The organism is Azonexus hydrophilus DSM 23864 (genome assembly GCF_000429605.1).
Taxonomy (GTDB): Bacteria; Pseudomonadota; Gammaproteobacteria; order Burkholderiales; family Rhodocyclaceae; genus Azonexus; species Azonexus hydrophilus.
On sequence record NZ_AUCE01000017.1, the window covers coordinates 162771 to 187917 of the forward strand.

The 25147-nt window shown below is 61.9% G+C and carries 23 protein-coding genes, 1 tRNA gene, 2 rRNA genes and 1 pseudogene; 9 read left to right on the top strand and 18 right to left on the bottom strand.

Annotation, left to right across the window (positions count from 1 at the left end):
* Positions 1-134 precede the first annotated feature (134 nt).
* Positions 135-1322, top strand: coding sequence for an ATP-binding protein (locus G471_RS0109930; protein WP_028995216.1), 1188 nt, complete (start codon positions 135-137; stop codon positions 1320-1322).
* A gap of 22 nt (positions 1323-1344) precedes the next feature.
* Here the strand turns inward: G471_RS0109930 and G471_RS0109935 are convergent, their stop codons facing one another.
* The 7 genes from G471_RS0109935 to G471_RS0109965 form a co-directional block, all read right to left on the bottom strand.
* A complete protein-coding gene (locus G471_RS0109935; protein ID WP_028995217.1) occupies positions 1345-2007 on the bottom strand; it encodes a phosphoglycolate phosphatase in 663 nt (220 codons plus the stop codon).
* Complete coding sequence (rpe, locus tag G471_RS0109940; protein WP_028995218.1) at positions 2004-2708, bottom strand: ribulose-phosphate 3-epimerase; 705 nt, start codon at positions 2706-2708, stop codon at positions 2004-2006. Before rpe ends, G471_RS0109935 begins: the two co-directional genes overlap by 4 nt.
* 81 nt (positions 2709-2789) lie before the next feature.
* Positions 2790-3827 carry a class II fructose-bisphosphate aldolase gene (fba, locus tag G471_RS0109945; protein ID WP_028995219.1) on the bottom strand — a complete coding sequence of 346 codons (1038 nt, stop codon included), beginning with the start codon at positions 3825-3827 and terminating at the stop codon, positions 2790-2792.
* A 9-nt stretch (positions 3828-3836) separates the two neighbouring features.
* Positions 3837-4841: a type I glyceraldehyde-3-phosphate dehydrogenase gene (gene gap / locus G471_RS0109950; protein WP_028995220.1), complete on the bottom strand. Its 1005-nt coding sequence runs from the start codon at positions 4839-4841 to the stop codon at positions 3837-3839.
* Positions 4842-4886: 45 nt separating this feature from the next.
* A complete protein-coding gene (gene tkt, locus G471_RS0109955; protein WP_043421384.1) occupies positions 4887-6920 on the bottom strand; it encodes a transketolase in 2034 nt (677 codons plus the stop codon).
* A 31-nt stretch (positions 6921-6951) separates the two neighbouring features.
* Positions 6952-7824, bottom strand: coding sequence for a phosphoribulokinase (locus tag G471_RS0109960; protein ID WP_028995222.1), 873 nt, complete (start codon positions 7822-7824; stop codon positions 6952-6954).
* A 39-nt stretch (positions 7825-7863) separates the two neighbouring features.
* Positions 7864-8925, bottom strand: coding sequence for a class 1 fructose-bisphosphatase (locus G471_RS0109965; protein WP_028995223.1), 1062 nt, complete (start codon positions 8923-8925; stop codon positions 7864-7866).
* Positions 8926-9103: 178 nt separating this feature from the next.
* Here G471_RS0109965 and G471_RS17335 point away from each other — a divergent pair, with 178 nt between their 5' ends.
* Positions 9104-9814: an HAD family hydrolase gene (locus tag G471_RS17335; RefSeq protein ID WP_051295422.1), complete on the top strand. Its 711-nt coding sequence runs from the start codon at positions 9104-9106 to the stop codon at positions 9812-9814.
* Here G471_RS17335 and G471_RS19320 read toward each other — a convergent pair.
* The 6 genes and pseudogenes from G471_RS19320 to G471_RS19125 form a co-directional block, all read right to left on the bottom strand.
* Positions 9811-10080: a hypothetical protein gene (locus tag G471_RS19320; protein WP_169720490.1), complete on the bottom strand. Its 270-nt coding sequence runs from the start codon at positions 10078-10080 to the stop codon at positions 9811-9813. The genes G471_RS17335 and G471_RS19320 overlap by 4 nt on opposite strands.
* A gap of 251 nt (positions 10081-10331) precedes the next feature.
* The gene (locus G471_RS0109975; RefSeq protein ID WP_028995224.1) at positions 10332-10919 is read right to left on the bottom strand and encodes a DUF4145 domain-containing protein; all 588 of its coding nucleotides are present in this window, start codon (positions 10917-10919) and stop codon (positions 10332-10334) included.
* Between the two features lie 57 nt (positions 10920-10976).
* Positions 10977-11551, bottom strand: a pseudogene (locus G471_RS19625) (GIY-YIG nuclease family protein).
* Positions 11552-11580: 29 nt separating this feature from the next.
* Positions 11581-12435, bottom strand: a complete 855-nt coding sequence (locus G471_RS0109980; RefSeq protein WP_157272496.1) for a hypothetical protein — start codon at positions 12433-12435, stop codon at positions 11581-11583.
* Positions 12436-12538: 103 nt separating this feature from the next.
* A complete protein-coding gene (locus tag G471_RS0109985) occupies positions 12539-13042 on the bottom strand; it encodes a hypothetical protein (RefSeq protein WP_028995226.1) in 504 nt (167 codons plus the stop codon).
* Positions 13039-13305, bottom strand: coding sequence for a hypothetical protein (locus G471_RS19125; protein ID WP_157272497.1), 267 nt, complete (start codon positions 13303-13305; stop codon positions 13039-13041). Before G471_RS19125 ends, G471_RS0109985 begins: the two co-directional genes overlap by 4 nt.
* A 429-nt stretch (positions 13306-13734) precedes the next feature.
* On the opposite strand from G471_RS19125, the gene G471_RS0110005 reads away from it, so the two are divergent.
* The 5 genes from G471_RS0110005 (at position 13735) to G471_RS0110030 (ending at position 20673) form a co-directional block, all read left to right on the top strand.
* The gene (locus G471_RS0110005; RefSeq protein ID WP_028995229.1) at positions 13735-14793 is read left to right on the top strand and encodes a sensor domain-containing diguanylate cyclase; all 1059 of its coding nucleotides are present in this window, start codon (positions 13735-13737) and stop codon (positions 14791-14793) included.
* Between the two features lie 331 nt (positions 14794-15124).
* Entirely contained in the window at positions 15125-16504 is a 1380-nt protein-coding gene (locus tag G471_RS0110015; RefSeq protein ID WP_028995230.1) for a ribulose-bisphosphate carboxylase, read from the top strand.
* A gap of 57 nt (positions 16505-16561) precedes the next feature.
* Entirely contained in the window at positions 16562-17365 is an 804-nt protein-coding gene (locus G471_RS0110020; RefSeq protein ID WP_028995231.1) for a CbbQ/NirQ/NorQ/GpvN family protein, read from the top strand.
* Between the two features lie 5 nt (positions 17366-17370).
* Positions 17371-19662: a nitric oxide reductase activation protein NorD gene (locus tag G471_RS0110025; RefSeq protein WP_211226416.1), complete on the top strand. Its 2292-nt coding sequence runs from the start codon at positions 17371-17373 to the stop codon at positions 19660-19662.
* 45 nt (positions 19663-19707) lie between these two features.
* On the top strand, positions 19708-20673 hold the full coding sequence (locus G471_RS0110030) for a LysR family transcriptional regulator (protein WP_245580545.1): 966 nt from the start codon (positions 19708-19710) through the stop codon (positions 20671-20673).
* A 57-nt stretch (positions 20674-20730) separates the two neighbouring features.
* Here G471_RS0110030 and G471_RS0110035 read toward each other — a convergent pair.
* Both G471_RS0110035 and ispB read right to left on the bottom strand, forming a co-directional pair.
* Positions 20731-20807, bottom strand: a tRNA-Pro gene (locus G471_RS0110035).
* Between the two features lie 16 nt (positions 20808-20823).
* Positions 20824-21792 (bottom strand): octaprenyl diphosphate synthase, encoded by a 969-nt coding sequence (gene ispB, locus G471_RS0110040; protein WP_028995234.1) that lies wholly within the window; start codon positions 21790-21792, stop codon positions 20824-20826.
* A 139-nt stretch (positions 21793-21931) separates the two neighbouring features.
* Between ispB and G471_RS0110045 the strand changes: the two genes are divergently transcribed.
* Together G471_RS0110045 and G471_RS0110050 are read left to right on the top strand one after the other, a co-directional pair.
* On the top strand, positions 21932-23035 hold the full coding sequence (locus G471_RS0110045; protein ID WP_028995235.1) for an HD domain-containing phosphohydrolase: 1104 nt from the start codon (positions 21932-21934) through the stop codon (positions 23033-23035).
* The gene (locus tag G471_RS0110050) at positions 23035-23793 is read left to right on the top strand and encodes a tRNA threonylcarbamoyladenosine dehydratase (RefSeq protein ID WP_028995236.1); all 759 of its coding nucleotides are present in this window, start codon (positions 23035-23037) and stop codon (positions 23791-23793) included. The genes G471_RS0110045 and G471_RS0110050 overlap by 1 nt, the downstream gene beginning before the upstream one ends.
* A 1-nt stretch (position 23794) precedes the next feature.
* Here G471_RS0110050 and G471_RS0110055 read toward each other — a convergent pair whose 3' ends face one another.
* The 3 genes from G471_RS0110055 to G471_RS0110065 all read right to left on the bottom strand — a co-directional run.
* Positions 23795-24742: an MBL fold metallo-hydrolase gene (locus G471_RS0110055; RefSeq protein ID WP_028995237.1), complete on the bottom strand. Its 948-nt coding sequence runs from the start codon at positions 24740-24742 to the stop codon at positions 23795-23797.
* Positions 24743-24837: 95 nt separating this feature from the next.
* Positions 24838-24950 (bottom strand): 5S ribosomal RNA (gene rrf, locus G471_RS0110060).
* Between the two features lie 107 nt (positions 24951-25057).
* Positions 25058-25147: ribosomal RNA gene (locus G471_RS0110065) — 23S ribosomal RNA — on the bottom strand; the annotation flags it as partial.

Below are 25147 nucleotides of genomic sequence, written 5' to 3' on the forward strand. Positions count from 1 at the left end.
GTCCGCCAACAGCCACCTTCGGGTGGCTGTTTTGTTTCGCACCATCGGTTAGCCAGCCACTTTAAATTTATATTGAGATTTTTCAAATTATCTTTTTGTTGTAATTAGACAAATCTCAATATAAACTGCGTCACATGGACCCGATTCGTAATCCATTCGCCCCCGGCGCAGGCACTCCACCTCCCGAACTGGCAGGTCGTGACGAACTGCGAGAGTCCTTGCGCATCGCGCTCGAACGCGCCAGGATCGGTCGCCCTGCCAAGAGTGCCATGCTGGTGGGCCTGCGGGGCGTCGGCAAAACTGTGCTCTTGGACCGTATCAGGATGGATGCGGAGGCCGCTGGAATCCACACGGTCCGTGTCGAGGCACCTGAAGGCCGCTCGCTACCCGCGCTGATCGCACCACAGCTGCGTCAGGCCCTGCTGCGCCTGAGCCAGATTGCGGCCGCGAAAGACTACGCCGTGCGCGGATTGCGCGCGCTGGCAGGTTTTGCCCGCAAGCTCAAAGTCACCTTCGGTGATATCGAGGTCGGCATCGACTACGAGCCCGAACCGGGCCTGGCCGACAATGGCGATCTTGAACACGATCTGCAAGCGCTGTTCGAACAAGTCGGCTTGGCAGCAAAATCCGCCCACACTGCCCTAGCGATCTTCATCGACGAACTGCAATACGTGGAGGAGGTACAGCTAGCTGCCCTCATCACGGCAATACATCGAACAGAACAACGCCAGTTGCCCGTCGTTCTGGTCGGCGCCGGTCTGCCCCAACTGCGCGGCCAGATGGGAAACGCCAAGTCGTACGCCGAACGCCTGTTTGATTTCCCCATGATCGGGCCGCTGCCCCCAGACGCAGCCCGCCGCGCCATCGAGAAACCACTCGAGGACGAAGGAGTGGCGATCACGGAATCGGCACTGAGCCAGATTTTGCAGGTCACCCAAGGCTACGCGTACTTTCTGCAACAGTGGGGCAGCCACACCTGGCAGGCGGCGCAGGCATCGCCGATCGATAGCGACGCCGTCAGCGCAGCATCTGTCACCGCCGTAGCGGCGCTCGATGAGAGCTTCTTCCGCGTGCGCTTCGACCGCCTTACCCCGAAGGAGAAAAAGTATCTCCGAGCAATGGCAGAGCTGGGCGAGGGGCCCCACCGCTCAGGCGACATTGCCGGCTGCTTCGATGCGGCCGTCTCTTCATTGGCCCCGACGCGGAGCTCATTGATAACGAAAGGGATGATCTGGAGCCCCAACCACGGTGACACCGCGTTCACCGTGCCCATGTTCGACGAGTTCATGAAACGGATCATGCCAAGCGACGACTGGCGCTGACACGTCCTGTTCTGGCATCCCCTTAGGCGCTGTGCGCCAGCCGTAGCGCCACGCCCAGGTCGGCGACCAGCGCGTCGCAATCGGCGGCCTTGACCGGCTCGCCCTCGTTGTAGCCGTAAGGCACGCAGTACACCGCGCTGCCGGCGTTGCGGGCGGTTTCGATGTCGTGTTTGGAGTCGCCGATGTGCAGGTTATCGGCAGGCGCGCAGCCGAGCGCGGCGCAGGCGTGCAGCAGCGGGGCCGGATGCGGTTTGCGGTGCGGGGTGGTGTCACCGGAGACGACGGCCTGGAAATAATGGGCGATGCCGGTGCGTTCGAGCAGCGGCTCGGTGAAGGCGGCCGGTTTGTTGGTCACCACGGCCAGCGGCAGGCCGGTCGCGTGCCAGGCGGCGAGGCCTTCGCGGACGCCGGGGAAGAATTCAGTGCGGTGACCGTTGACCGCCGCGTAGTGCCGCTGGAAGGCAGCGATGCCGCGCGCCATCAGTTCAGCGTCGGGGGCCGACTCGCGGGTCAGGCAGCGTTCGACCAGCACGACCATGCCGCGGCCGACGAAATGACGGATTTCGGTTTCACTGCGCGGCGCCTGGTCGAGGTCGATCAGCATCAGGCGGCAGGCCTCGGCCAGGTCGCCGACGGTGTCGAGCAGGGTGCCGTCGAGGTCGAAGGTGATGGAACGGAATTTCATGGGGACTCCTTGAGCGCCTGACGCAATGTCCGGATGATCGTATCGTAACGGTGCGGATCGCTGTCGCGGCCGGCGCCGAAAACCGCCGACCCGGCGACGAAGGCATCGACCCCGGCGGCGGCGATTTCGGCAATGTTGCCGGGATTGACCCCACCGTCGATTTCGAGGCGGATGCGCCGGCCCGTCGACTGCTGGTAGGCATCGATTTTCGCACGGGCGGCGCGCGCCTTGTTCAAGGTTTGGGCGATGAATTTCTGGCCGCCGAAACCGGGGTTCACACTCATCAGCAGGACCACGTCGAGTTTGTCCATGACGTGGTCCATCCAGTCCAGCGGCGTCGCCGGGTTGAAGACCAGGCCGGCCTGGCAGCCGCCGTCGCGAATCATCGCCAGGCTGCGGTCAACGTGTTCGGACGCTTCCGGGTGAAAGGTGATCAGATCGGCCCCGGCGCGGATGAAATCGGGAACGATGCGGTCGACCGGCTTGACCATCAGGTGCACGTCGATCGGCGCCGTCGTGCAGGGCCGGATCGCCTCGCAGACCAGCGGGCCGATGGTCAGGTTGGGGACGTAATGGTTGTCCATCACGTCGAAATGGATCCAGTCGGCACCGGCGGCGATGACGTTGCTGACTTCCTCGCCCAGACGGGCGAAGTTGGCCGAAAGGATGCTCGGGGCAATGATGGCTTCCAGGGGATTCATGGGCTCTTCCTCAGCAAAAAAATGGCCCCGGCTGGCGGGGCCCAAAACGACCAAGGGTCGCGCAGAGAACTTCGGTAGGGATCAGCGGTAGCGGGCGACCATGCGATCCAGCGGGATCGGTTTGATGGCAGACGCCCGCCCGGCCGAGCCGAAGGCTTCGAAACGCAGCCGGCAGATGCCACGGGCGGCGGTCACGGCGGCCTTGAGGAAGGCGCGCGGATCGAACTCGTCGGGCTTGTCGGCCATCGCTTTACGCATGGCGCCGGTCATCGCCAGGCGAATGTCGGTGTCGATGTTGACCTTGCGCACACCGTGGCGGATGCCTTCGACGATTTCTTCCAGCGGCACGCCGTAGGTTTCCTTGATCGTGCCGCCGTACTGGCGGATGGTCGCCAGCCATTCCTGCGGCACCGACGAGGAACCGTGCATGACCAGATGGGTATCGGGAATGCGCGCGTGGATCGCCTTGATCCGTTCGATGGCCAGGATTTCGCCAGTCGGCGGGCGGGTGAATTTATAGGCGCCGTGGCTGGTGCCGATGGCAATGGCCAGCGCATCGACGCCGGTTTTGGCGACAAAATCGGCGGCTTCGTCGGGGTCGGTCAGCAGTTGCGCGTGGTCGAGCTTGCCGGCGGCACCGATACCGTCTTCCTCGCCGGCCTCGCCGGTTTCCAGCGAGCCGAGGCAGCCGAGTTCGCCCTCGACCGACACGCCGATGGCGTGCGCCATGTCCACCACCTTGCAGGTGGTGTCGACGTTGTAGGCGTAGCTGGTCGGCGTCTTGCCGTCTTCGCCGAGCGAGCCGTCCATCATCACGCTGGAGAAGCCGCTACGCATCGACTGCAGGCAGACCGCCGGCGATGTGCCGTGGTCCTGGTGCAGGCAGACCGGGATGTCCGGGTATTGCTCGATGGCGGCTTCGACCAGCTTGCGCAGGAAGGGCTCGCCGGCGTACTTGCGGGCGCCGGCCGAGGCCTGCAGGATGACCGGGCTGTCGCAGTCCGCCGCCGCCTGCATGATGGCGTGGATCTGCTCCATGTTATTGACGTTGAAGGCGGGCAGGCCGTAGGCGTGCTCGGCGGCGTGGTCGAGCAACTGGCGCAGGGAAATCAGGGCCATGGGGGTTCCTCAGTGCGTGATGTGGCGCGCCAGGCGCAACAGGTTGCAGGTATAACCGTATTCGTTGTCGTACCAGGCGACGACCTTGACGAAGCTCGGATCGAGCGCGATGCCGGCACCGGCATCGAAGATCGACGGCTGCGGGCAGCCCCGGAAATCGGTCGACACGACAGCTGCGTCGGTATAGCCGAGCACGCCCTTGAGCGGCCCCTCGGCCGCCTCGCGCATGGCCGCGCAGATGTCGGCGTAGCTCGCCGCGCGATCCAGTTCGACGGTCAGGTCGACCACCGAGACATCCGAGGTCGGCACGCGGAAGGCCATCCCGGTCAGCTTGCCGTTGAGCGCCGGAATCACCTTGCCGACCGCCTTGGCCGCCCCGGTCGACGACGGGATGATGTTTTCCAGGATGCCGCGACCGCCGCGCCAATCCTTGCCGGACGGGCCGTCGACCGTTTTCTGGGTGGCCGTCGCCGCGTGCACCGTGCTCATCAGCCCGCGCTTGATGCCGAAACGGTCGTTGAGCACCTTGGCCACCGGCGCCAGTCCGTTGGTCGTGCACGACGCTGCCGAGACGATGTCCTGGCCGGCGTAATCGGCGTGATTCACGCCGAACACAAACATCGGCGTATCGTCCTTGGCCGGCGCCGACTGGACGACCTTGCGCGCCCCCGCGGCAACGTGCGCCTGGCAGCTTTCCCGGGTGAGGAAGAAGCCGGTCGCCTCGATCACCAGATCGACACCGAGCTCGCCCCACTTGAGGTCGGCCGGATTGCGCTCGGCGGTCAGGCGGATGCGCCGGCCGTCGACGATCAGGTCGCTGCCTTCGACAGCCACCTCACCGGCAAAACGCCCATGCACCGAGTCGTGCTTGAGCAGATAGGCGAGGTAGTCCGGATCGAGCAAGTCGTTGATGCCGACCACCTCCAGCCCGGAAAACTCGGCCTCCTGGGCGATGGCGCGGAAGGCCATGCGTCCGATACGGCCGAAGCCGTTGATTGCCACCCGTATTGGCATGGGTTTGTCTCCTGATTTATGAAAATTCTGGTGTCGCTGGCGCGTTCAGAAATCGCCGTCGTTGCCGCTTTCACGGGCGATGGTTTCGACGACGACGCTGGCCAGGTGGCGGGCGGTCAGCCCGAAATGTTCGTAGAGCGCAGACGCCGGGGCGGAGGCGCCGAAGCGGTCGATGCCGACCACCTCGCCGACCAGGCCGACATACTTGCGCCAGGGGTCGGGATGCGCGGCCTCGATGGCGATGCGCACGACCTCCGGCGGCAGCACCGCGCGCTTCCAGGCGCTTTTCTGGCGGTCGAAGCGTTCGCAACAAGGCATGGAGACGACGCGCACGGCAACCCCGTGGGTGGCCAGTTCGCGCTGCGCTTCCAGGGCGATGCCGACTTCCGAGCCGGTGGCGATGATCACCGCCTGCAAAGGACCGTCGGCGTCGCGCAGGACGTAGCCGCCGCGGGCAATCTCTTCGGCCCGACCGGGGCGGTCGCCGCATTGGTCGAGGTTCTGCCGCGACAGGAAGAGGGCGCTCGGCCCGTCGCGGCGCTCCAGCGACTCGGCCCAGGCCACTGCCGTTTCCAGTTCATCACACGGACGCCAGACATCGAGACCGGGAATCAGGCGCAGGCTGCCGACGTGCTCGACCGGCTGGTGCGTCGGCCCGTCCTCGCCGAGGCCGATGGAGTCGTGGGTCAGCACATGGACGACGCGCTGCTGCATCAGCGCGCTCATGCGAATGGCGTTGCGCGAATAGTCCGAGAACACGGCGAAGGTGCCGCCGTAGGGAATCAGCCCGCCGTGCAGGGCGACACCGTTCATGATCGCCGCCATGCCGAATTCGCGCACGCCGTAAGAGATGTAGTTGGGTGTGCGCTCGCCGGCCGCATGCCAGGCAACGCTGCCTTTGCCGGCGGTCAGGTTGGAGCCGGTGAGGTCGGCCGAACCGCCGAGCAGTTCGGGAACGCGGTCGATCAGGAAATCGAGGCAGTTCTGCGACGACTTGCGGCTGGCGATGCCGCCGGTCTTCGCTGCCGACTGGGCGAGCAGTTCGGCGCGGATTTCCGGCCAGCTCTCCGGCAGGCCACCGGCCTGGGTGCGCTCGAATTCGGCAGCCAGCTCGGGGTATTGCGCACGGTAAGCAGAGAATTCAACTTGCCATTGCGCTTCGGCCGCCGCACCGCTGGCACGGGCGTCCCAGGCGCTACGCAGCGCCGCCGGCACCTCGAACGGCGCATGCGGCCAGTTCAACGCGGCGCGGGTGGCGGCGTTCTCGGCCGCGCCCAGCGGCGCCCCATGCACGTCGTGGCTGCCGACCTTGTTCGGCGAACCCCAGCCGATCTGGGTGCGGCAGACGATCAGGGTCGGCTTGCTGCGCGACTGCCTGGCTTCGGCAATGGCGGCGGCAACGGCGATGGCGTCGTGGCCGTCGATCGGGCCGATGACATCCCAGCCGTAGGCGCGGAAACGGGCGCCGGTGTCGTCGCGGAACCAGCCTTCGACGTGGCCGTCGATGGAAATCCCGTTATCGTCGTAGAAGGCGACCAGCTTGTTCAGCCCCCACACGCCGGCCAGCGCGCAGGCTTCGTGGCTGATCCCTTCCATCATGCAGCCGTCGCCGAGGAAGGCCCAGGTGCGGTGATCGACGATGGCGTGGCCGGGCCGGTTGTAGCGCTGGGCCAGCAGCTTTTCCGCCAGCGCCATGCCGACCGCGTTGCTGATGCCCTGACCAAGCGGCCCGGTGGTCGTCTCGACGCCCGGCGTGTGGCCGACTTCGGGATGGCCGGCGGTCTTGCTGCCAAACTGGCGGAAACGCTTGAGTTCGTCGAGCGGCAGGTCGTAGCCGGTCAGGTGCAATAGCGCGTAGATCAGCATCGAACCGTGGCCGTTCGACAGCACGAAGCGGTCGCGGTCGGCCCACTGCGGGTTGGCCGGGTTGTGGCGCAGGTGGTCGCGCCACAGGACTTCGGCGATGTCGGCCATGCCCATCGGGGCGCCGGGGTGGCCGGATTTGGCCTGCTCGACGGCGTCGATGGCCAGGAAGCGGACGGCGTTGGCCAGGTCGCGACGGAATGCGGTGGTGGTCATGTCTCTCTCCATCTCGGTAAATTTCCGTAGCTCAGGCGCGACGCTTCTGGTCCATCAGGCGCAGGACCATGGGCGTGAAGATCATCTGCATCGCCAGCCCCATTTTGCCGCCGGGCACGACCAGGGTGTTCGGGCGGGTCAGCATGCTGCCGTGCAGGATGTTGAGCAGGTACTGGAAATCGATGCCCTTGGGGTTGGCGAAGCGGATCACCACCATGCTCTCGTCGGCACTCGGGATGTCGCGGGCGATGAAGGGGTTGGAGGTATCGACGATGGGCACGCGCTGAAAATTGACGTGGGTGCGCGAGAACTGCGGGCACAGGTGGCTGACGTAGTCGGGCATGCGGCGCAGGATGGTGTCGGTCACCGCTTCCTGAGAGTAGCCGCGCAGCTTCTGGTCGCGGTGCAGCTTCTGGATCCACTCCAGGTTGATGATGGGCACGACGCCGACGCACAGGTCGACCTGGGCAGCGATGTCGATGCCGTCGCCGGCCCAGGCGCCGTGCAGGCCTTCGTAGAACATCAGGTCGGTGTCGCCGGTAATGTCCTGCCACGGCGTGAAGGTACCCGGTTCCTGGCCCCAGGGCTCGGCCTCGCCGGCATCGTGCAGGTACTTGCGCACCTTGCCGCTGCCGTCGCGCCCATAGCTGATGAACAGGTCCTGCAGTTCCTGCAGCAGGTTGGCCTCGGGACCGAAATGGCTGAAGTTGAGGTTGCCCTGCTCCTCCTGCGCCTTCATCTCGGCGCGCATGCTTTTACGGTCGTAGCGATGGAAGGAGTCGCCCTCGACGATCTGGGCGTTGAGCTTCTCGCGCCGGAAGATGTGCTGGAAACTCTGCATCACGGTACTGGTACCGGCGCCGGACGAGCCGGTGATGGCGATGATCGGGTGCTTGACGGACATGGCGGATGACTCCCCGGGATATGGAATTCTTGGGCGGCGTCAGTCGCGGAACAGCGAGCGTTCGGCGAACAGCGGCGACGCAAAGGGGCGGTCGGCCCCGGTATCGTATTCGTGGTGATAGCGTTCGAGCCGCTCGACTTCCTCGCGTGAGCCGAGCATCACCGGCACGCGCTGGTGCAAGGCTTCCGGCGCCACGTCGAGGATGCGCCCGCGCCCGGTCGAGGCCGCGCCGCCAGCCTGCTCGATCAGCATGGCCATCGGGTTGGCTTCGTAAAGCAGGCGCAGGCGACCCGGCTTGGCCGGATCCTTGTTGTCCTTGGGGTACATGAAGATGCCGCCGCGCATCAGGATGCGGTGCACCTCGGCGACCATGGACGCGATCCAGCGCATGTTGAAATCGGCCTCGCGGATGCCGGTCTTGCCAGCCTTGCACTCGCTGACGTAGCGCTGCACCGGCGGCTCCCAGAAACGTTCGTTCGACGTGTTGATGGCGAACTCGCGGGTAGCTTCCGGCACGCGGATATCGGGATGGGTCAGGATGAAATTGCCGCTCTCGCGATGCAACGTAAACCCGTGCGTGCCGGTGCCGACGCTCAGCACCAGCATGGTCGATGGGCCGTAGATGGCGTAACCGGCGGCGACCTGCCGCGCCCCCGGCTGCAGGAAATCGGCCGGCTCGGCGTCGCCGGCGGTCGGTCGCTGCAGAATCGAGAAAATGGTGCCGACCGAAACATTCACGTCGCTGTTCGACGAACCGTCGAGCGGATCGAAAATCAGCAGGTAGCGGCCACGCGGGTACTCGGCGGGAATCGCGTACGGCGCGTCCATCTCCTCGGAGGCCATGCCGGCCAGCTGGCCGCCCCATTCGCAATGGCGCAGGATGGCCTCGTTGGTCAGCACATCCAGCTTCTTCTGCACCTCGCCCTGGACATTGGTCGACTCCATCGAACCGGAAAAGCCGCTCAGTGCGCCCTTGCCGACCAGACCGGAAATGGTCTTGACCGCCGCCGCCACGTCGATGAGCAAGGCGCCCATCTCACTGTGCGCGCCGCGCGTCTGCTCGATGACGAACTTGGACAGGGTGGTGCGTCCGATATGCATGGTGTCTCCAATCATTGTTGTCTTACTGCATTGGGGACAAAGGTAAGTGACTTCTTAGTTAAGGCCTAGTCAGAATTTCTTAATAGGTAAATAAGTTATGGCTTATTAAACGCCACTGAACCCAGGCATCAGCAAGATTGACTGGCCCGAACGCGCGCGCGTGGCTATCGTCGCTGCCATGAGCAAACTGCAAGCCCTGATTTTCGATGTCGATGGCACGCTCGCCGAAACCGAGCGCGACGGCCACCGCCCGGCCTTCAACGCCGCCTTCCGCGACTGCGGGCTGGCCTGGCACTGGGATGAACAGCGCTACGGCGAACTGCTCGCCATCACCGGCGGCAAGGAACGCATCCGCCACTACGCCGCGCAGTACGACTCGGCCATCGCCGCCAGCCCCGACTTCGACGCGCTGGTCGGCCAACTCCACAAGATCAAGACCGCCCACTACCTGCGTCGGGTCGACCAGGGCCAACTCCCGCTACGCCCCGGCGTCGCCCGACTGATCAGCGAAGCCCGGCAAGCCGGCATCCGCCTGGCCATCGCCACCACCACCACACCCGAAAACGTCGACGCCCTGCTCCGCGCCAACCTCGGGCCCGACGCCCCCAGCTGGTTCGAAGTCATCGGCGCCGGCGACATCGTCCCGGCCAAAAAACCGGCCCCGGACATCTACCAATGGGTCCTCAACCGCCTCGCCCTACCGGCAACCGCCTGCCTGGCCATCGAAGATTCGGAAATGGGCCTGAAATCCGCGTTGACCGCAGGATTGCGCTGCGTGGTCACGATCAGCGAATACACCCGCGGACAGGATTTTCGCGGGGCATGGAGGGTGCTGGCGGGGTTGGCGGGGTGTTCGTTGGGGGGGTTAGAAGAGGTTGTTTTGCGCTAGTTTGTAACTTGGAACTCAACCTGCCGAATCTGTTTGCCATTGATGAGAAGTGCGGCTTTGTATTTTCCAAGCGGGTCCGATTCGGAGATGGACCAGTTGTGAAAGAGAAACGGCGAACCGGGTTTGGAAAAATTTTTCGTAACCGTTGCAGTTCTTCCTCCGTCGGTCACTTGAACCTCTGAAGCGGTTGGTGGCGCCTCCCATACGGTACCAGGAGGGCCTTCAACGATTTCCTGAACGGAGATTTGTTGGGGCGGGTTCTTCATAGAAAAAGCCCACCCGAACTGAACGTCCTGCCCCTTGGAAAAGGTAGTTGTTGCTCGAAAGGTTACGGTGCCGCTCCCAACACCCGAGAATGATCCGAATTGGACGTCAGTCACACCAACGTCGCTTGAGCAGGCGGAAATGGAAATTGCAATTGAGGCGCAGAGGAAGAGTTGGAGAACGCGCATATCTGGAGGGCTAACGCGAAAGCGAGCGGCCTGCGCCACTTTTCGCGTAGGTACGCTCTGTAGCATTAGAGCCAAGACGCACCATTGCTCTTCGCCCGATACTGTTTGAGTAGATCTTCATTTCCGGATGCGACTTCAAGCATCATTTGAAGCATAAGAACCGGGCCAGGAACAATCCCTTTTTCATCAATTTCTTTTCCATCGAAGTCAGGGTTGACCGGAATCTCGACGTTCACCACCCACCAGACCTCAATTTTCTTAAGCAGAGAAACCAGTTCCTCGAATCTCTCAATGTGATCGGACTCTTTGCTGGCGGTAACGATGGCTAGAAGTTCATGGGCTAGAAGATTTCTGGTCTTCCTAATCCGCTCGAATACCTCACAGTCGCTCTCTTCTACGACCCCATTCTCTCGAAGCCAGTCAAGTGAGGCGTAAAGGATGCTCTTATTGCGAGCCGCCACAGTCTTCTCGTATTTTTCGTCAACGATCTCTCCGTTTTCGTCGAAGCCGACCATGTAGAAAGAGCGGATTCGACCAACAATCGATTCCTTTAGAAGATCGTAGGCTGCGATATACAGCGACGCCGAAACCAATTTCTCCTGCATTACAGCAGGAGTCAGAAGCATCTCCCATTTCTCGCTAGGCGAAGACATTCTGGACTCTAGCGCAGAAGCAAGGAGCAACAGGCAGGCACCGCCTGCGGGATTAAATCATTCCAATGGCACATGTAGAAATACCTCTTGAACCCACGATTCCTGACGGAGCCTCGTAAGCACTTCAGGAGTGCAATGAACCAAGTAGGCATCGTTTAGCTGCAAATGACATTCAGCTTTTGCATTTTTAAATATGACGTAAACAGAGGAATCTCCGCCTCGGATTGGCGTAAGAAAGCCCTTCAGTTTATGTACGTAGGAAGATTCAGTATCCTTTAACCAAATCGCCAGGCGGCTGCGTTCCTTGATTAGTGATTGATTGACTCGCAAACAGACCTGAAAAACTGTGCGCACTGCCAGTTTTAAGGGGAGCTGAAAGAACTCGCGACGACGATGCACTCTATATTGCTCAAGCTCTCTGTGAATTAGCCGTTCGGCAAGAGCGCAATCAGCAACGGCCTCTTCATAAAGGACTTCAAACTGATATGGAACCCCGACGGGGACGACAACTGGCTAGCTCTTATTTCGCTAGAGCCAGATGTGCGACCAATTTTTACAAGCGCATCTTGATGAAGCGGATTCCTGAGGATGTAAACCCGGCCAGGATTGATCGGCACATTTGCAAACTGCATGAATTATTCCAAGCACCTAGTGGTTGAGTTCATGGAATGTCAAAGATGATTTGCTGCATTTCGTCTGGGTTGAATATTTTTTCGGCTTCCTTGTCAGCAACCCATGCGCCAAAAAAATCTTCAACGTGCCCCTCCTTCATGAAGTGCTGCATGTTTACAGGATGTGGCTGTTTGCGCGCGAGGTATCCAAGACGATAGGCATCTTCTCTATCTCCGAAGTAATGCCCATCAATTTCGACACTGGCGATCCGCTTTGTGTACTCGGGCAGGATACGAAAGTGAGCGCGATCAGCGTACTTGAGCAGCGAGGATTCCAATAGCTCAGAATTGAATTGGGCAACTTCTGCCAGAAGCATACAGAGCGAAAGGAATTGATTCTTCTCGGACACCTGATCATCACCCGATGACGGGGCACGATACGAAATTAGTTCACGCTCTGCCTTCAACTCACGTATTTCCTTTTCGGCGGAATCAGCAACGGCTTTGTCGAAACGACGTAAGTGTTCAAGAGCCCCATCGATTGCCTTGCCGTGAGGAATTTGGATCAACTGACCGTCCTTCCATTCATGTTCAGGAAGTGTGTAACAGACAGCGCGCAATAGAGAGAGGACAGAGTAGTAACGTAAATACGGTACAACAACTCGCAAATTGCGATCGTCTGCGAAATGCGCAGCATTGACGTGCAATGTTGATGACATTACAAGCTTCGCAGCCATAAAAAGGCGGCAAGTCCATTCGGAATTTAGTTCCGGACTCCACGCCTTGGTGAGCGCTGAGTAACGTTTGAGAAGACTTGCCGACACCTTTTCACATGACACCTCCGAAAATACGGCATCAAGTTCTCGATAATCGTAGTACCAATCACGTCCAGCAAGAGTCGGCATGTTGATTGACAGAGGGTGAGGTTGAACGTTTGAATTGAGCGGCCTGCGCGGCTTTTTGCGCAGGTCCGCTCGAATGATGGGTTGGGCGTCGCATAGGCCTCCGTCAGGAAATCCCCATTTTCTTTAGCTCGCTATATGCACCCTTTGCGCAAGTTCGCCAAATCTCAAATGCCTTTTCGTGCTGTCCCTGAGTCACCATTTCTTCAAACACTCGTGCCACATGAAAAATGATGCCCATTTCCTTAAAAATAATGGGGGTCTGTTCCATTCCTGTTCCTGGGATTGAGGAGCGAATCATTTGAACAATGTTGAATATTCCGCTATCGGTCATGATGGTATTTGCAACCTTGTCAGCGGCAATCTCATCTTTCGTTTTTCTCAATAGCCGCCACCTTCCGACGCCCGCTGCAAGATATAGAGTTCTATATGCGCCAAGGAGGAGGTCGTTGCATTCCTCTGGTGATGCCTGCCCTTCAAGAACTAGCCTATGCATGTATGCTAGCGTTTCAAGAATTGTGAGCTCGGTGAAAATTGCATGGGTTTCGACATGCGCCTCTACCATGCACTCGTCAACTGACTTCTTTTTCCTGAACAGTCCAAACATCATTTGGCTACCATCTGCAAATCCGACTTCAATATCAGCAACTGATTTTCTTCGAGGCCAGCAGCGTAGTTGTCAATCAATGAACTAAGTATTTTCTGTGGAGGATTGTCCTCAATGGCGGCATCCGTGATCAGTATTCTCAGGCGTGGTTTAAGGAAATAAAGCATTTCCCCCGGAGGATTTCGCGATCGACTCCAATCAAATTCGATGGGAATGGAAATCAGCCAGTTCTCAATTTCCTTTTTGACTTCAATATTGGCGTTCATGTTTTCTCCTGGAGGCTGGCTCTATTCGGCGATCGACGCCCAACCAGAAATCGACGACAAAGTTGTCCAATATTCCAGAATACAGGACAGCCAGAAACGGCCATACCGGACGGAATCGCAGACTTTCGCGCTGATATGCACCTGATTACACCCCAAGGAAACCGGACAGGCACAACCTTACCCGCCCATCATTTCCGGCGCAACTGAATATCTAATCTGACTCGCAGGACCACGACCAATACTTCTGTCAGCTCGCCCCACCGACTCGCCTCTTTTGCCCGAAAGTCGCCACCGCTCCCCTCCCTGCGGTACGATGCGCCAATACAAAACCCGAACCCGCGCACCTGTTTCGCCATGCTTTTCCGGCACTTCCCGGCCAGGTGAGGCATCATGCCAATTGTGGTTGAAAACAGAGGAGGCTGGCTGGTGATGCTGGATGGAATGCTGGTGCTCGTAGGCGGTGGGTTGTTGCTTGCGGTGCTGTTTCTGCTCTGGAAGCAGGCGCAGATGCGCAGCGAGCTGGCTGCGCTCCGGGCCAGCGAGGCATTGTTCCGGCGGCTGACGGAGGATGTTTCCGATGTAATCTGGCGCGCCGACCGGAATCTGTTCATCACCTACATCAACCCGACCGACGAGAAACTGCGCGGCTTCAGGGCGGATGAGGTGATCGGCCACCATGTTTTCGAGATGTTCACCGACGAGGGCATTGCGACGGTGACCAACATCATCAAGCAGCGCCAGGAGAAGGAGGCGGACGGTACGATCACCGGCCCGGTCACTTTCGAGGTCCAGCATCGCTGCAAGGATGGCCGGTTGCTGTGGGCCGAGGTGCTGTCGAAGCCGGAGCGCGATGCGCATGGCCGGATTACCGGTTACCACGGGATCAGCCGCGAAACGACCGAACGCAAGCGCCTGCAGGACCAGATCCAGAAGCTGGCGTTCTACGATCCTTTGACCGGTCTGCCCAATCGTCGCCTGCTTGAGGATCGCCTCGGGCAGAGTCTGGCGTCGAGCAAGCGTACGGGGATTTTCGGCGCGCTGCTGTTTCTCGACCTGGACAATTTCAAGCCGCTGAACGATCTGCACGGGCACGAAGCGGGCGATCACTTGCTGATCGAAGTGGCCAGGCGGCTGAAGGCCGGGGTGCGGGAGGTGGATACGGTTGCCCGCTTCGGCGGCGACGAGTTTGTCGTGATCATCCGCGAGCTGGATCGCGATCTCGCCGTGTCACACGAGCAGGTGGCGACGATTGCCGAGAAAATCCGCGCCCTGCTGGCCGAGCCTTACTGCTTGAGCGTGAACCACGGCGGCTCGGCTGGGCAGGCGATTGAACACCGCTGTTCTGCGAGCATCGGCATCCGCGTGTTCATCGGCAACGGCATCGATCCCGACGAGATTCTCAAGCAGGCCGATCTGGCGATGTATCAGGCCAAGGACGCCGGGCGCAACACGGTTTGTTTCTTCAGCCCGCCGGACGAGACGGCGTAAAAAAAGCCGGGCAAGCCCGGCTTTTCTTTCAGTGGTAGGCTTTTTTCGAAGCCAGCTTGTTGGCCATGAAACAGGCCATGCCGAAAATCACCACGGCGAAGCCGACGCCAACCAGGGAAAGCTCATCCATTTAACACCCCGCAGAAAAGGTTATTGATCGATTGAAGCCGCTTAGACCGGCTGACAAGGGAAAGTTCCCGGCGAGGGGTCGGCAAAATAATAAGAAATAACTGAACAATCCCATAAAAATACGTGACTGTTATTTATCTTTTGCCCTTCCTAATATGGTCTCCATCGTAGCCACCCGGCGAACACACCAAGGAGACAAAAGATGGATCAATCGAACCGCTATGCCGACCTGAGCCTCAAGGAAGACGACCTGATCGCCGGTGGCCAGCACATTCTCTGCGCCTACAAGATGAAGCCCAAGGCCGGCTACGGCTACCTCGAAGCGGCCGCTCACTTCGCCGCCGAGTCCTCTACCGGCACCAATGTCGAAGTGTGTACTACCGACGAATTCACCAAGGGCGTCGATGCGCTGGTCTATCACATCGACGAGGCGACCGAGGAAATGCGCATCGCCTACCCGATCGATCTGTTCGACCGCAACGTCATCGACGGCCGGATGATGATCGTTTCCTTCCTCACGCTGACCATCGGCAACAACCAGGGCATGGGCGACATCGAGCACGCCAAGATGTACGACTTCTACGTGCCGCGCCGCGCCATCGAACTGTTCGACGGCCCGTCGGTGGACATCAGCAACCTGTGGCGCATTCTCGGCCGGCCGATGCAGGATGGCGGTTACATCGCCGGCACCATCATCAAGCCCAAGCTCGGCCTGCGCCCCGAACCGTTCGCTGCGGCGGCCTACCAGTTCTGGCTGGGCGGCGACTTCATCAAGAACGACGAGCCGCAGGGCAACCAGGTGTTCTGCCCGATGAAGCAGGTCATTCCGCTGGTGCGCGATGCGATGAAGCGCGCCATGGACGAAACCGGCCAGGCCAAGATCTTCTCGGCCAACATCACCGCCGACGACCACGGCGAGATGATCGCCCGTGGCGAATACATCCTCGAAGCTTTCGGCCCGGATGCCGACAAGGTGGCTTTTCTGGTCGACGGCTACGTCGGCGGCCCGGGCATGGTCACCACCGCCCGTCGCTACTTCTCGCGCCAGTACCTGCACTACCACCGCGCCGGCCACGGCGCCGTCACCTCGCCGTCGTCGAAACGCGGCTACACCGCCTACGTGCTGGCCAAGATGAGCCGCCTGCAGGGCGCTTCCGGCATCCACGTCGGCACCATGGGCTACGGCAAGATGGAGGGCGACAAGGACGACCGCGCCATCGCCTACATCATCGAGCGCGACAGCTATACCGGCCCGGCTTACCACCAGGAGTGGTACGGCATGAAGCCGACGACGCCGATCATTTCCGGCGGCATGAACGCGCTGCGCCTGCCCGGTTTCTTCGAGAACCTCGGCCACGGCAACGTGATCAACACGGCCGGTGGCGGCTCCTACGGCCACATCGACAGCCCGGCGGCCGGCGCCAAGTCGCTGCGCCAGGCTTACGAATGCTGGAAGGCCAAGGCCGACCCGATCGAATGGGCCAAGGAGCATCCGGAGTTCGCCCGGGCGTTTGCCTCCTTCCCCAACGACGCCGACCAGATCTACCCGGGCTGGCGCGACAAGCTCGGCGTGCATAAGTAAGCACTAACCCACCCCGCCCCGGCGGGGTTTTTCTTCCGCGCCCGCCAGGAGACCGCCATGAACGATGTCGCCCACTTCGCGGTTTGCCGCGAACCCTTCTATCAGCCGCAAGGCAAGGAAATCGAGCTGTACGAAGCGGCCTACGCCGCCCGCCTGCCGGTCATGCTCAAGGGGCCGACCGGCTGCGGCAAGTCGCGCTTCGTCGAGTACATGGCCTGGAAGCTGGGCCGGCCGCTGATCAGCGTCGCCTGCAACGAGGACATGACCGCCGCCGACCTGGTCGGCCGCTACCTGCTCGACGCCAACGGCACGCGCTGGCAGGACGGCCCGCTGACCGTCGCCGCCCGCCTCGGCGCGATCTGCTATCTCGACGAAATCGTCGAAGCCCGCCAGGACACGCTGGTGGTCATCCATCCGCTGACCGACCACCGGCGCATGCTGCCGCTCGACAAGAAGGGCGAACAGGTCGCGGCTCACCCCGACTTCCAGCTGGTGATTTCCTACAACCCCGGTTACCAGAGCCTGGTGAAGGATCTCAAGCAATCGACCAAGCAGCGCTTCGCCGCCTTCCAGTTCGACTACCCGGCGCCGGCGCTGGAAAGCGGGATCGTCTGTGCGGAAACCGGGATTGCCCGCGAGCTGGCCGACCAACTGGTCGACTTCGCCCAGGCCGGCCGTCGCCTCAAGGGGCACGGATTGGATGAAGGCATCTCGACGCGGCTGGTCGTCTACGCCGCCAGCCTGATCGTCCGCGGCGTCAGCCCGGCCGACGCCTGCCGCATGGCGATGATCCGCCCGATCACCGACGACATCGACGTGATCGACAGCCTGGATCACGCCATCGCAGCGATCTTTGGCTGAACGACATGGCAGTCCCCGGCCTGCGCAATATTGCCGATGCCCGCCAGCGGCTGATGGCCAGCCCGGAGTCGCAGGCGGCCTGGGCCGCGCTCGACTGCGGTTTCGCTGTGGTCGCCGATGTTTTCGATGAATGCCTGAGTGCGGCCGGGCAGGTGCTGACGGCAGCGGAGATGCCGGAATATCTGGCGGCGGCACGCACCATCGGCAAACTCGGGCGCGGCCCCGAGCCCTTGCTGGCCTTTCTCGAACACTGGCCGGACGTGGCCCGCCAGGTGCCGCAGGCGCTCGCCCTGCCGGCGCTGATGGCGGCGATCCGCAGCCTGCAGAAATCGCCCAACGCGCCGGCCGTCACCCCGCTGCTGCAGACGCTCGCCGCCGTCATCGGTCAGTTACGCAGCGCCGACGGCCTGGCCGACTACCTGCGCATTGCCCTGGAACTCGCCGACCGAACCTCGGGTTCGATCCACGGCCACCAGATCACCGAGCCCAGCCCGGCCTTGCCGGAATTCTTCCGCAGCGCCCCGCAACTGCTGGCCATCGTCCCGCTGGCCGGCGTCCGCCAATGGATGCTGCAGGGCATCCGCCTGACCGCGCAGCATCCGGCGCAACAGCGCGACTATTTCGCCTTGCGCACGCCGGAGAGCCGTCGCCTGCTGGAACGCGAACGCAGCGGCACCCTGTTTGCCGATGTCGAGCGCCGCCTGAGCCTGGGCCTGCACGCCCTGTGGGCCGACGACAGCCTGCTCGTTCCCTATTCGACCGCCTTCGCCGGGCATCGCCAGCAGCCTTACCTGGCCGCCGACGGGCTGCGCCTGCCCGACGTGCTGACCGACCGCCCCGGCAGCAGCGGCCTGGCACGTTACCGGCTGATGCTGGCGCACATGGCCGGCCATCGCCGTTGGAGCCAGCCGTTGATCGCCGACAACTGGAGCCCGATGCAACGCCTGGCGGTCGAGGCGCTCGAAGATGCGCGTATCGACTGCCTGCTGCTGCGGCTTTACCCCGGACTCACCGCCAGCCTGCTGGCCGCCCACCCGCAACCGCTGCCGGGCAGTTGCGACGCGGCCTGCGAAAACACCCTGCGCCACCGCCTGACCCGGCTGTCGCGGGCCTGCATCGATCCGGCCGGCACCGATCCCGATCCGCTGATCGACGAGTTCGCCGGGCGTTTCCGGCACTGCCTGGCCGACGGCGCGGCGAGCACCCGGGCCGTCGCTGAAATTGCGCTTGCCTACGCAGCACGCAGCCGCCTGCCCAGCGACCAGTACGCCCGGGTGCACTTCGCCGATACCGAAATCGACTACCGCGACGACAACCGCCACCTGTGGATTCATCTCGAAGCCGGCGACGAGGAAGAAAGTTTCGAGCCACCGCCCAGCGCCGCCGCCAGCGAGCCCGACGGCCTGCCCCCCCGGCATTACCCGGAGTGGGACGAGGCGGCTCAGACCTGGCGCCCCGACTGGGTCGCTGTCTACGAAGCCTTGCACCCGCCGGCCAACGCCGCCGACATCGACGCACTGCTGGCCAGGCATGCCCCGCTCGCCCGCCGCCTCAAGCGCCTGCTCGACCTGCTCAAGCCGCAAGAGCGGGTGCGCATCCGCCACCAGGAAAACGGCAGCGAACTCGATCTCGATGTCGCCGTCCGCGCCTGGACCGACTGGCGCAGCGGCCACCTGCCCGATCCGCGCATCCAAGTCAGCCACCGGACGGCCGGACGCGACATCAGCGTGCTGCTGCTGATCGACCTGTCGCAGTCGCTGAACGCCACCCTCCCGGGCGGCCAGCAAAGCATCCTCGATACCGCCCGCGAAGCCGTCGCCCTGCTCGCCTGGGCCATCGACGAACTGGGCGACGCCTGCGCCATTGCCGGCTTTCATTCCAACACCCGGCACGAGGTCCGCTACCACCACATCAAGGGCTTTTCCGAAGCCTGGGGCGATCCGGTCAAGGCGCGCCTGGCCGGCGTCAGCGCTGGCTGGTCCACACGCATGGGCGCCGCGCTGCGGCACGCCGGGCGCATGCTGTCGGTCCGGCGCAGCGAAAAACGCATCCTGCTCGTACTGACCGACGGCGAGCCGGCCGACATCGACGTCAGCGATCCGGATTACCTGCTTGCCGACGCCCGCAAGGCGGTGGGCGAACTCGCCGGCAGCGGCATCGACAGCTTCTGCCTCAGTCTCGATCCCGGAGCCGACGCCTATGTCGGCAGGATCTTCGGCCGGCAGTGGCGCATTCTCGACCGCATCGAACGCCTCCCCGAACAACTGCCGATGGTCTATTTGAACCTCACCCGTTGACGCCCGCCGATGCGCCGCCTAGAGTCAGGAAAACCTGAACGATTCATGGAAACACTTCACCGACCAATGAACTTTGTCCGCAACCTGACCCTGCGCCAATTGCAGATCTTCGTCGTCGCCGCCCGCCATTTGAGCTATGCCCGCGCCGCAGAAGAACTGCACCTGACGCCACCGGCGGTGTCCATGCAATTGAAGCAGCTCGAGGACAACGTCGGCCTGCCGCTGTTCGAGCGCATGGGGCGCGGTGTCGCCCTGACGGGTGCCGGCGAACTGCTGGTACATCACGCCTTGCGCATCCTCGGCGAAATCAAGGATGCCGAAGCCAGCCTGCAGGCGCTGGCCGGCGCCGAAACCGGGCAGATATCGGTCGGACTGGTCAGTACCGCCAAGTATTTCATGCCGCGCCTGCTGGCCAAGTTTGCCCAGGCGCATCCCGGCATCGACGTCCAGTTCACCGTCGGCAACCGCGAACTGTTGTTGCAGAAGCTGCAGGACAACGCCATCGACCTGGCGATCATGGGCCGTATCCCTGTCGAAATCGACGCCCACGGCGAACCGATGGCCCGCCATCCGTACGTGCTGGTCGCCCCGGCCGACCATCCGCTGCGCACGGCGCGCCGCTTCGAACTGCACGAACTGCGTCAGGAAACCTTCCTGCTGCGTGAGGAAGGTTCGGGCTCCCGGCGCGTCGCCGAGGAAATGTTCAAGAACCACCTGTTCACGCCGGCGCGGACGATCAGCATGGGCAGCAACGAAACGATCAAGCAGGCGGTCATGGCCGGCATGGGCATCAGCCTGTTGTCGCTGCACACCCTGCCGCTGGAACTGAAAACTGCCGAAGTCAGCCTGCTCGACGTGATCGGCACCCCGATCGAACGCACCTGGTACGTGGTGCACATGAACGCCAAACGCCTGATGCCGGCCGGCATGAACTTCCGCAACTTCCTGCTCGACGAAACCGCCCCGGCGCTGATCCAGGAATTCGACCACTATCTGCCGCGAACGGCGTAGGCAGAAAAGAAAAAAGCCCTGAATAATCAGGGCTTGTTTCTTTTCTTAGCAGTAAATTGGTCGGAGTGACAGGATTCGAACATGCGACCCCTGCGTCCCGAACGCAGTGCTCTACCAGGCTGAGCTACACTCCGACGACCAGAAATTAATCTAGTGGTTTCTCTGCACTGCTAAGAAGGACAATTGTAGCAGAGCTTTTTTATAAATTGAATCCCCCAGCGCCAAAATTGATGCTCTGGCTAATTCGGCTTCCTGTTCCGCACGAGCTCGCGCGTGCAGCAGCGCACCGCTGTCCTGGATTGCCGCCAGCACCGCCGGGAATTCGTCGCGACCGCCTTCTTCGATGGCGCGGCGAACGCAGGCCGCCTGCTCGGCCGTGCCGTGCTGCATGACGTAGATCAGCGGCAGGGTCGGCTTGCCTTCGGCCAGGTCGTCGCCCAGATGCTTGCCGGTATCGGCTTCCTGGCCGGAGTAGTCAAGCACGTCGTCGACCAGCTGGAAGGCCGTGCCCAGGTGCATACCGTAGCGGGCCAGGGCTTCTTCCAGTTCGGGTTCGGCGTTACCGATAATGCCGCCCAGGCGCGCCGCCGCTTCGAACAGCTTGGCGGTCTTGTAATGGATGACCTGCATGTAGCGAGCTTCGTCGACATCGGCGTCGTGGCAGTTCATCAATTGCAGGACTTCGCCTTCGGCAATGATGTTGGTCGCGTCCGACAGCACCTGCATGATGCGCATGTTGTCGACCGCCACCATCATCTGGAAGGCGCGGGAATAGAGGAAGTCACCGACCAGGACGCTGGCGGCGTTGCCGAAGGCGGCATTGGCGGTTTCCCGGCCGCGTCGCAGTTCGGACTCATCGACCACATCGTCGTGCAGCAGGGTCGCGGTATGGATGAATTCGACCACCGCCGCCAGTTCGTGATGGCGCGTGCCCTGGTAACCGAGGCTGCCGGCCGCCAGCAGCACCAGCGCCGGCCGCATGCGCTTGCCGCCGCTATTGATGATGTATTCGGCAACTTGCCTGACCAGCACCACATCCGAATGCAGGCGGTCGCGGATGACCGCATCGACGGCCTTCATATCGGGCCCGATCAGGGCGTATAGCTGTTCCAGGGTCACGGTATTCGTTCTCGGGGTGAAGCGCGGAATCTTATGGGGCGGACCCCAGCCAGTCAAGGCCAATTCACTGCAGGTGCGACCCTGTTCCGGGCTGCGGTTTGCTAAACTCGTGTTCATCAAAAAAGACGGGGAGACGGGGATGGACATTCGCGCGATCATTTCGCCAACGGTGCAGGATCGGGAAGCACTGGAAGAGTTTGCCGATGTACTGACCGACCGTGCCCCCGAGGTCGAGCGCGATGTGGCCCGACTGAAGAAGTCGCAAGGCGATAGGGAACTGACCGCCGACCTCTTTCGCGCCATCCACAACATCAAGGGCGATGCCGCCCTGTGCAAATTCGAGCTCGGGATCGCCATCGCCCATCCCATCGAGTCGATGATGTCCCGTTTCCGGGAAGGCGAAATCGTCTTTTCGGACTTGCTGGCCGAATTGATCCTGCTGGCCATCGACCGACTGGAACTAGCCACCGACGCGATACTTTCCCGCAAGCCGCTGGAAAACCTGCGGCTGCTTGATCTGGTCCAGGGCCTGGACAAACTCGCGCTGGCCAGCGCCGACAAGGTCGACCTGCGCTGCGCGGAACTGATCGAGGCCGTGACCGGCTTCCCGCCGGTGATCACCGGCATGTCCAGCCGAGCCCCCAAGCTGGCCACGCCCAAGGTCGAACAAGTCAACGCCAGCGAAGACCTGCAGTTCTTCCGCTCGCTGGCCATGCAGTTCGAAAGCCGCTCGCCGCTGTTCAAGGGGCGCACCATGCGCATCCTGCGGCTGGCGCTGGAAACCAACAAGGCCGGCAACAACCTGGTCGATCCGATACAACTGGAAGCCGCCGTCTATCTCCACGATGTCGGGATGATGCTGCTGCCCGAGGCCACCTGGCTCAAGGTCGGCAAGCTGACCGATGCCGACAAGGCGCTGCTGCGCAATCACCCCGGCTATGCGGCCGGCCTGCTTCAGCGCATGAGCGGCTGGGAAGAAGCGGCACGCATGGTGGCCCAGCACCACGAAATGCCCGATGGTGGCGGTTACCCGAATCAACTCAAGCAAGCGGACATCTGCCCCGGCGCCAAGATACTGGCCATCGTCGACGCCTTCGAGGCGGTCATGCTCAAGCACATACATCGCGGCAAGAACCGCTCCGTACTGCGGGCCATTGCCGAAATCAACGCCTGTGACAAACAGTTCGCCCCGGAGTGGATCGCCCCGTTCAATGCCGTGATCCGTAAAACAATCGAAAGCTGATGAGTAACGAAGACAATCGCCGCTTCGGCGGCATTGCGCGCCTCTATGGCAGCGCCGCCTACCAGCGCCTGCGCGCCGCTCACGTCTGCGTGGTTGGCATCGGCGGCGTCGGCTCATGGGTCGCCGAAGCCCTGGCCAGAACAGCCGTCGGCAGGCTGACCCTGATCGATCTGGACATGGTGGCCGAATCCAACACCAACCGCCAGATTCACGCGCTCGAACCGGTGTTCGGCAAGGCCAAGGTCGATGCCATGGCCGAACGCATCGCGCAGATCAATCCCGAGTGCGTGATTCAATGCATCGAGGACTTCGTTACTGTCGACAACATGGAAACCACCCTCCGCGGGGGCTTTGACGTCGTCGTCGACGCCATCGACCAGGCGCGCGTCAAAACCGCGATGATCGATTTCTGCAAGCGACGGAAACAGCCGATTGTGGTCGTCGGCGCGGCCGGCGGCCAGATCGACCCGACCCAGATTCGCGTCAGCGATCTCAGCCAGACCGTTCAGGATCCTTTGCTGGCCAAGGTCCGGGCCAGCTTGCGGCGGGAACACGGCTTTCCCCGTCAGGGAAAATTCGGCGTTCCCGCCGTCTATTCAACGGAAGCGCTGCGCTACCCGGACAAAGGTGCCAGCTGCGACGTCGGCAGCGGGCCGGCGGGTTTGAACTGTGCCGGCTTCGGCTCCTCGGTCTGCGTTACCTCGGTCTTCGGCATGGCCGCCGCCAGTCACGCCATCGGGCTGATCACCTACAAGTGAGTCAGGCGGCGCGCTGATCCAGCCAGACGCCCAGCCCCTGCGCATTGAGTTCCAGGTCGGTCGCCCAGATATCGAGAATGGCCTGATCAGACAGCCGGCAACCGTGCTGGCGCAAGGCGCCGAACAGGTAATCGGTCATCCCCTGCTTGATCCGTTCGTGGCGAGCTTCGCCCGCATTCGCTTCCCGCTCGGCCAGGGCCACCAGGGAATCGAGATGCAGCAGCAGTTCCGCGGCCCGAGCGGCAACATCGGGAACCTGGCCGTAATGCGTCAGATACATCGCCTGCGGCTCGAACGAGAGCAAGCGCTCGACCGAACGACGCATTTCTTCCGGCTCGAATTGGGTGGGCGTCGTCGTCGGAAAAATGAACTGACGCTGCCCGACATCGAGTTCGCGATAGGAAAGTCCGAACATGTCGCCCGTGAAAATCGCACCGGCTTGGCGATCGACGATACAGATATGGTGGCGCGCATGCCCCGGTGTATCGAGACAGAGGAGTTCGCGGCCGGCCAGTGAAAAGACATGACCGTCGGCAGCTTCGATGATGCGCTCCTTGGCGATGGGAATGATTTCCCCATAGACCCGTTGCACGTATTCGGGACCGTACACGGCCGACACGCCCGCCACCAGCTTGGCCGGCTCGGCCATGTGACGCGCGCCCCGGGGATGCACGACCAGCTTGGCATTCGGGAAGGCCTGCATCATCGCACCGGCGCCACCAGCGTGGTCGAGATGGATATGGGTCAGCACCACATAATCGACTGCCGTCTCATCGAGCCCGAGACGGGTCAGGGCTGCCCTGGCGTTGGCTAGCGAATCGTTGCTGCCGGTATCGATGAAAGCAACCCGGCCGTTCTCGACAACCATGTGGATCGCCGCCAGAATCGGCCGCACATAACCCGCATCGAAAGCGATGATGCCGTTCCCGTAGTCGCGCCAGTCGAACATTCCATACTCCTCCGTATTGTCTGAAGTGACGATTATACGGCGACAGAAACGCAAAAACCCCCTCGGCGTATGCTGAGGGGGTTTTGGTATTGGTAGCCTGGCGGTGACCTACTTTCGCGAGCGGAAGCTCACTATCATTGGCGCTCATCTGTTTCACGGTCCTGTTCGGGAAGGGAAGGGGTGGGTCCAGAAGGCTATTGCCGCCAAGCGTAACTTGTATGTTCGTCGCGTGTTGAGGCGCGCCGAACGCAAAATGGGGGAGAAGGTTGTATGTTGTGACTGCGGTATGAGAATGCTGCAGTGTTACAAGGTTATAGGATCAAGCCGCACGGGCAATTAGTATCAGTTAGCTTAACGCATTACTGCGCTTCCACACCTGACCTATCAACGTCGTGGTCTTCGACG

What these genes read in the sequence shown, in the direction of transcription:
- G471_RS0109930 (WP_028995216.1), top strand. Translation starts at nt 135, where the DNA reads ATGGACCCGATTCGTAATCCATTCGCCCCCGGCGCAGGCACTCCACCT.
- G471_RS0109935 (WP_028995217.1), bottom strand. Translation starts at nt 2,007, where the DNA reads ATGAAATTCCGTTCCATCACCTTCGACCTCGACGGCACCCTGCTCGAC.
- rpe (WP_028995218.1), bottom strand. Translation starts at nt 2,708, where the DNA reads ATGAATCCCCTGGAAGCCATCATTGCCCCGAGCATCCTTTCGGCCAAC.
- fba (WP_028995219.1), bottom strand. Translation starts at nt 3,827, where the DNA reads ATGGCCCTGATTTCCCTGCGCCAGTTGCTCGACCACGCCGCCGAGCAC.
- gap (WP_028995220.1), bottom strand. Translation starts at nt 4,841, where the DNA reads ATGCCAATACGGGTGGCAATCAACGGCTTCGGCCGTATCGGACGCATG.
- tkt (WP_043421384.1), bottom strand. Translation starts at nt 6,920, where the DNA reads ATGACCACCACCGCATTCCGTCGCGACCTGGCCAACGCCGTCCGCTTC.
- G471_RS0109960 (WP_028995222.1), bottom strand. Translation starts at nt 7,824, where the DNA reads ATGTCCGTCAAGCACCCGATCATCGCCATCACCGGCTCGTCCGGCGCC.
- G471_RS0109965 (WP_028995223.1), bottom strand. Translation starts at nt 8,925, where the DNA reads ATGCATATCGGACGCACCACCCTGTCCAAGTTCGTCATCGAGCAGACG.
- G471_RS17335 (WP_051295422.1), top strand. Translation starts at nt 9,104, where the DNA reads ATGAGCAAACTGCAAGCCCTGATTTTCGATGTCGATGGCACGCTCGCC.
- G471_RS19320 (WP_169720490.1), bottom strand. Translation starts at nt 10,080, where the DNA reads ATGAAGAACCCGCCCCAACAAATCTCCGTTCAGGAAATCGTTGAAGGC.
- G471_RS0109975 (WP_028995224.1), bottom strand. Translation starts at nt 10,919, where the DNA reads ATGTCTTCGCCTAGCGAGAAATGGGAGATGCTTCTGACTCCTGCTGTA.
- G471_RS0109980 (WP_157272496.1), bottom strand. Translation starts at nt 12,435, where the DNA reads ATGCCGACTCTTGCTGGACGTGATTGGTACTACGATTATCGAGAACTT.
- G471_RS0109985 (WP_028995226.1), bottom strand. Translation starts at nt 13,042, where the DNA reads ATGATGTTTGGACTGTTCAGGAAAAAGAAGTCAGTTGACGAGTGCATG.
- G471_RS19125 (WP_157272497.1), bottom strand. Translation starts at nt 13,305, where the DNA reads ATGAACGCCAATATTGAAGTCAAAAAGGAAATTGAGAACTGGCTGATT.
- G471_RS0110005 (WP_028995229.1), top strand. Translation starts at nt 13,735, where the DNA reads ATGCTGGATGGAATGCTGGTGCTCGTAGGCGGTGGGTTGTTGCTTGCG.
- G471_RS0110015 (WP_028995230.1), top strand. Translation starts at nt 15,125, where the DNA reads ATGGATCAATCGAACCGCTATGCCGACCTGAGCCTCAAGGAAGACGAC.
- G471_RS0110020 (WP_028995231.1), top strand. Translation starts at nt 16,562, where the DNA reads ATGAACGATGTCGCCCACTTCGCGGTTTGCCGCGAACCCTTCTATCAG.
- G471_RS0110025 (WP_211226416.1), top strand. Translation starts at nt 17,371, where the DNA reads ATGGCAGTCCCCGGCCTGCGCAATATTGCCGATGCCCGCCAGCGGCTG.
- G471_RS0110030 (WP_245580545.1), top strand. Translation starts at nt 19,708, where the DNA reads ATGGAAACACTTCACCGACCAATGAACTTTGTCCGCAACCTGACCCTG.
- G471_RS0110045 (WP_028995235.1), top strand. Translation starts at nt 21,932, where the DNA reads ATGGACATTCGCGCGATCATTTCGCCAACGGTGCAGGATCGGGAAGCA.
- G471_RS0110050 (WP_028995236.1), top strand. Translation starts at nt 23,035, where the DNA reads ATGAGTAACGAAGACAATCGCCGCTTCGGCGGCATTGCGCGCCTCTAT.
- G471_RS0110055 (WP_028995237.1), bottom strand. Translation starts at nt 24,742, where the DNA reads ATGTTCGACTGGCGCGACTACGGGAACGGCATCATCGCTTTCGATGCG.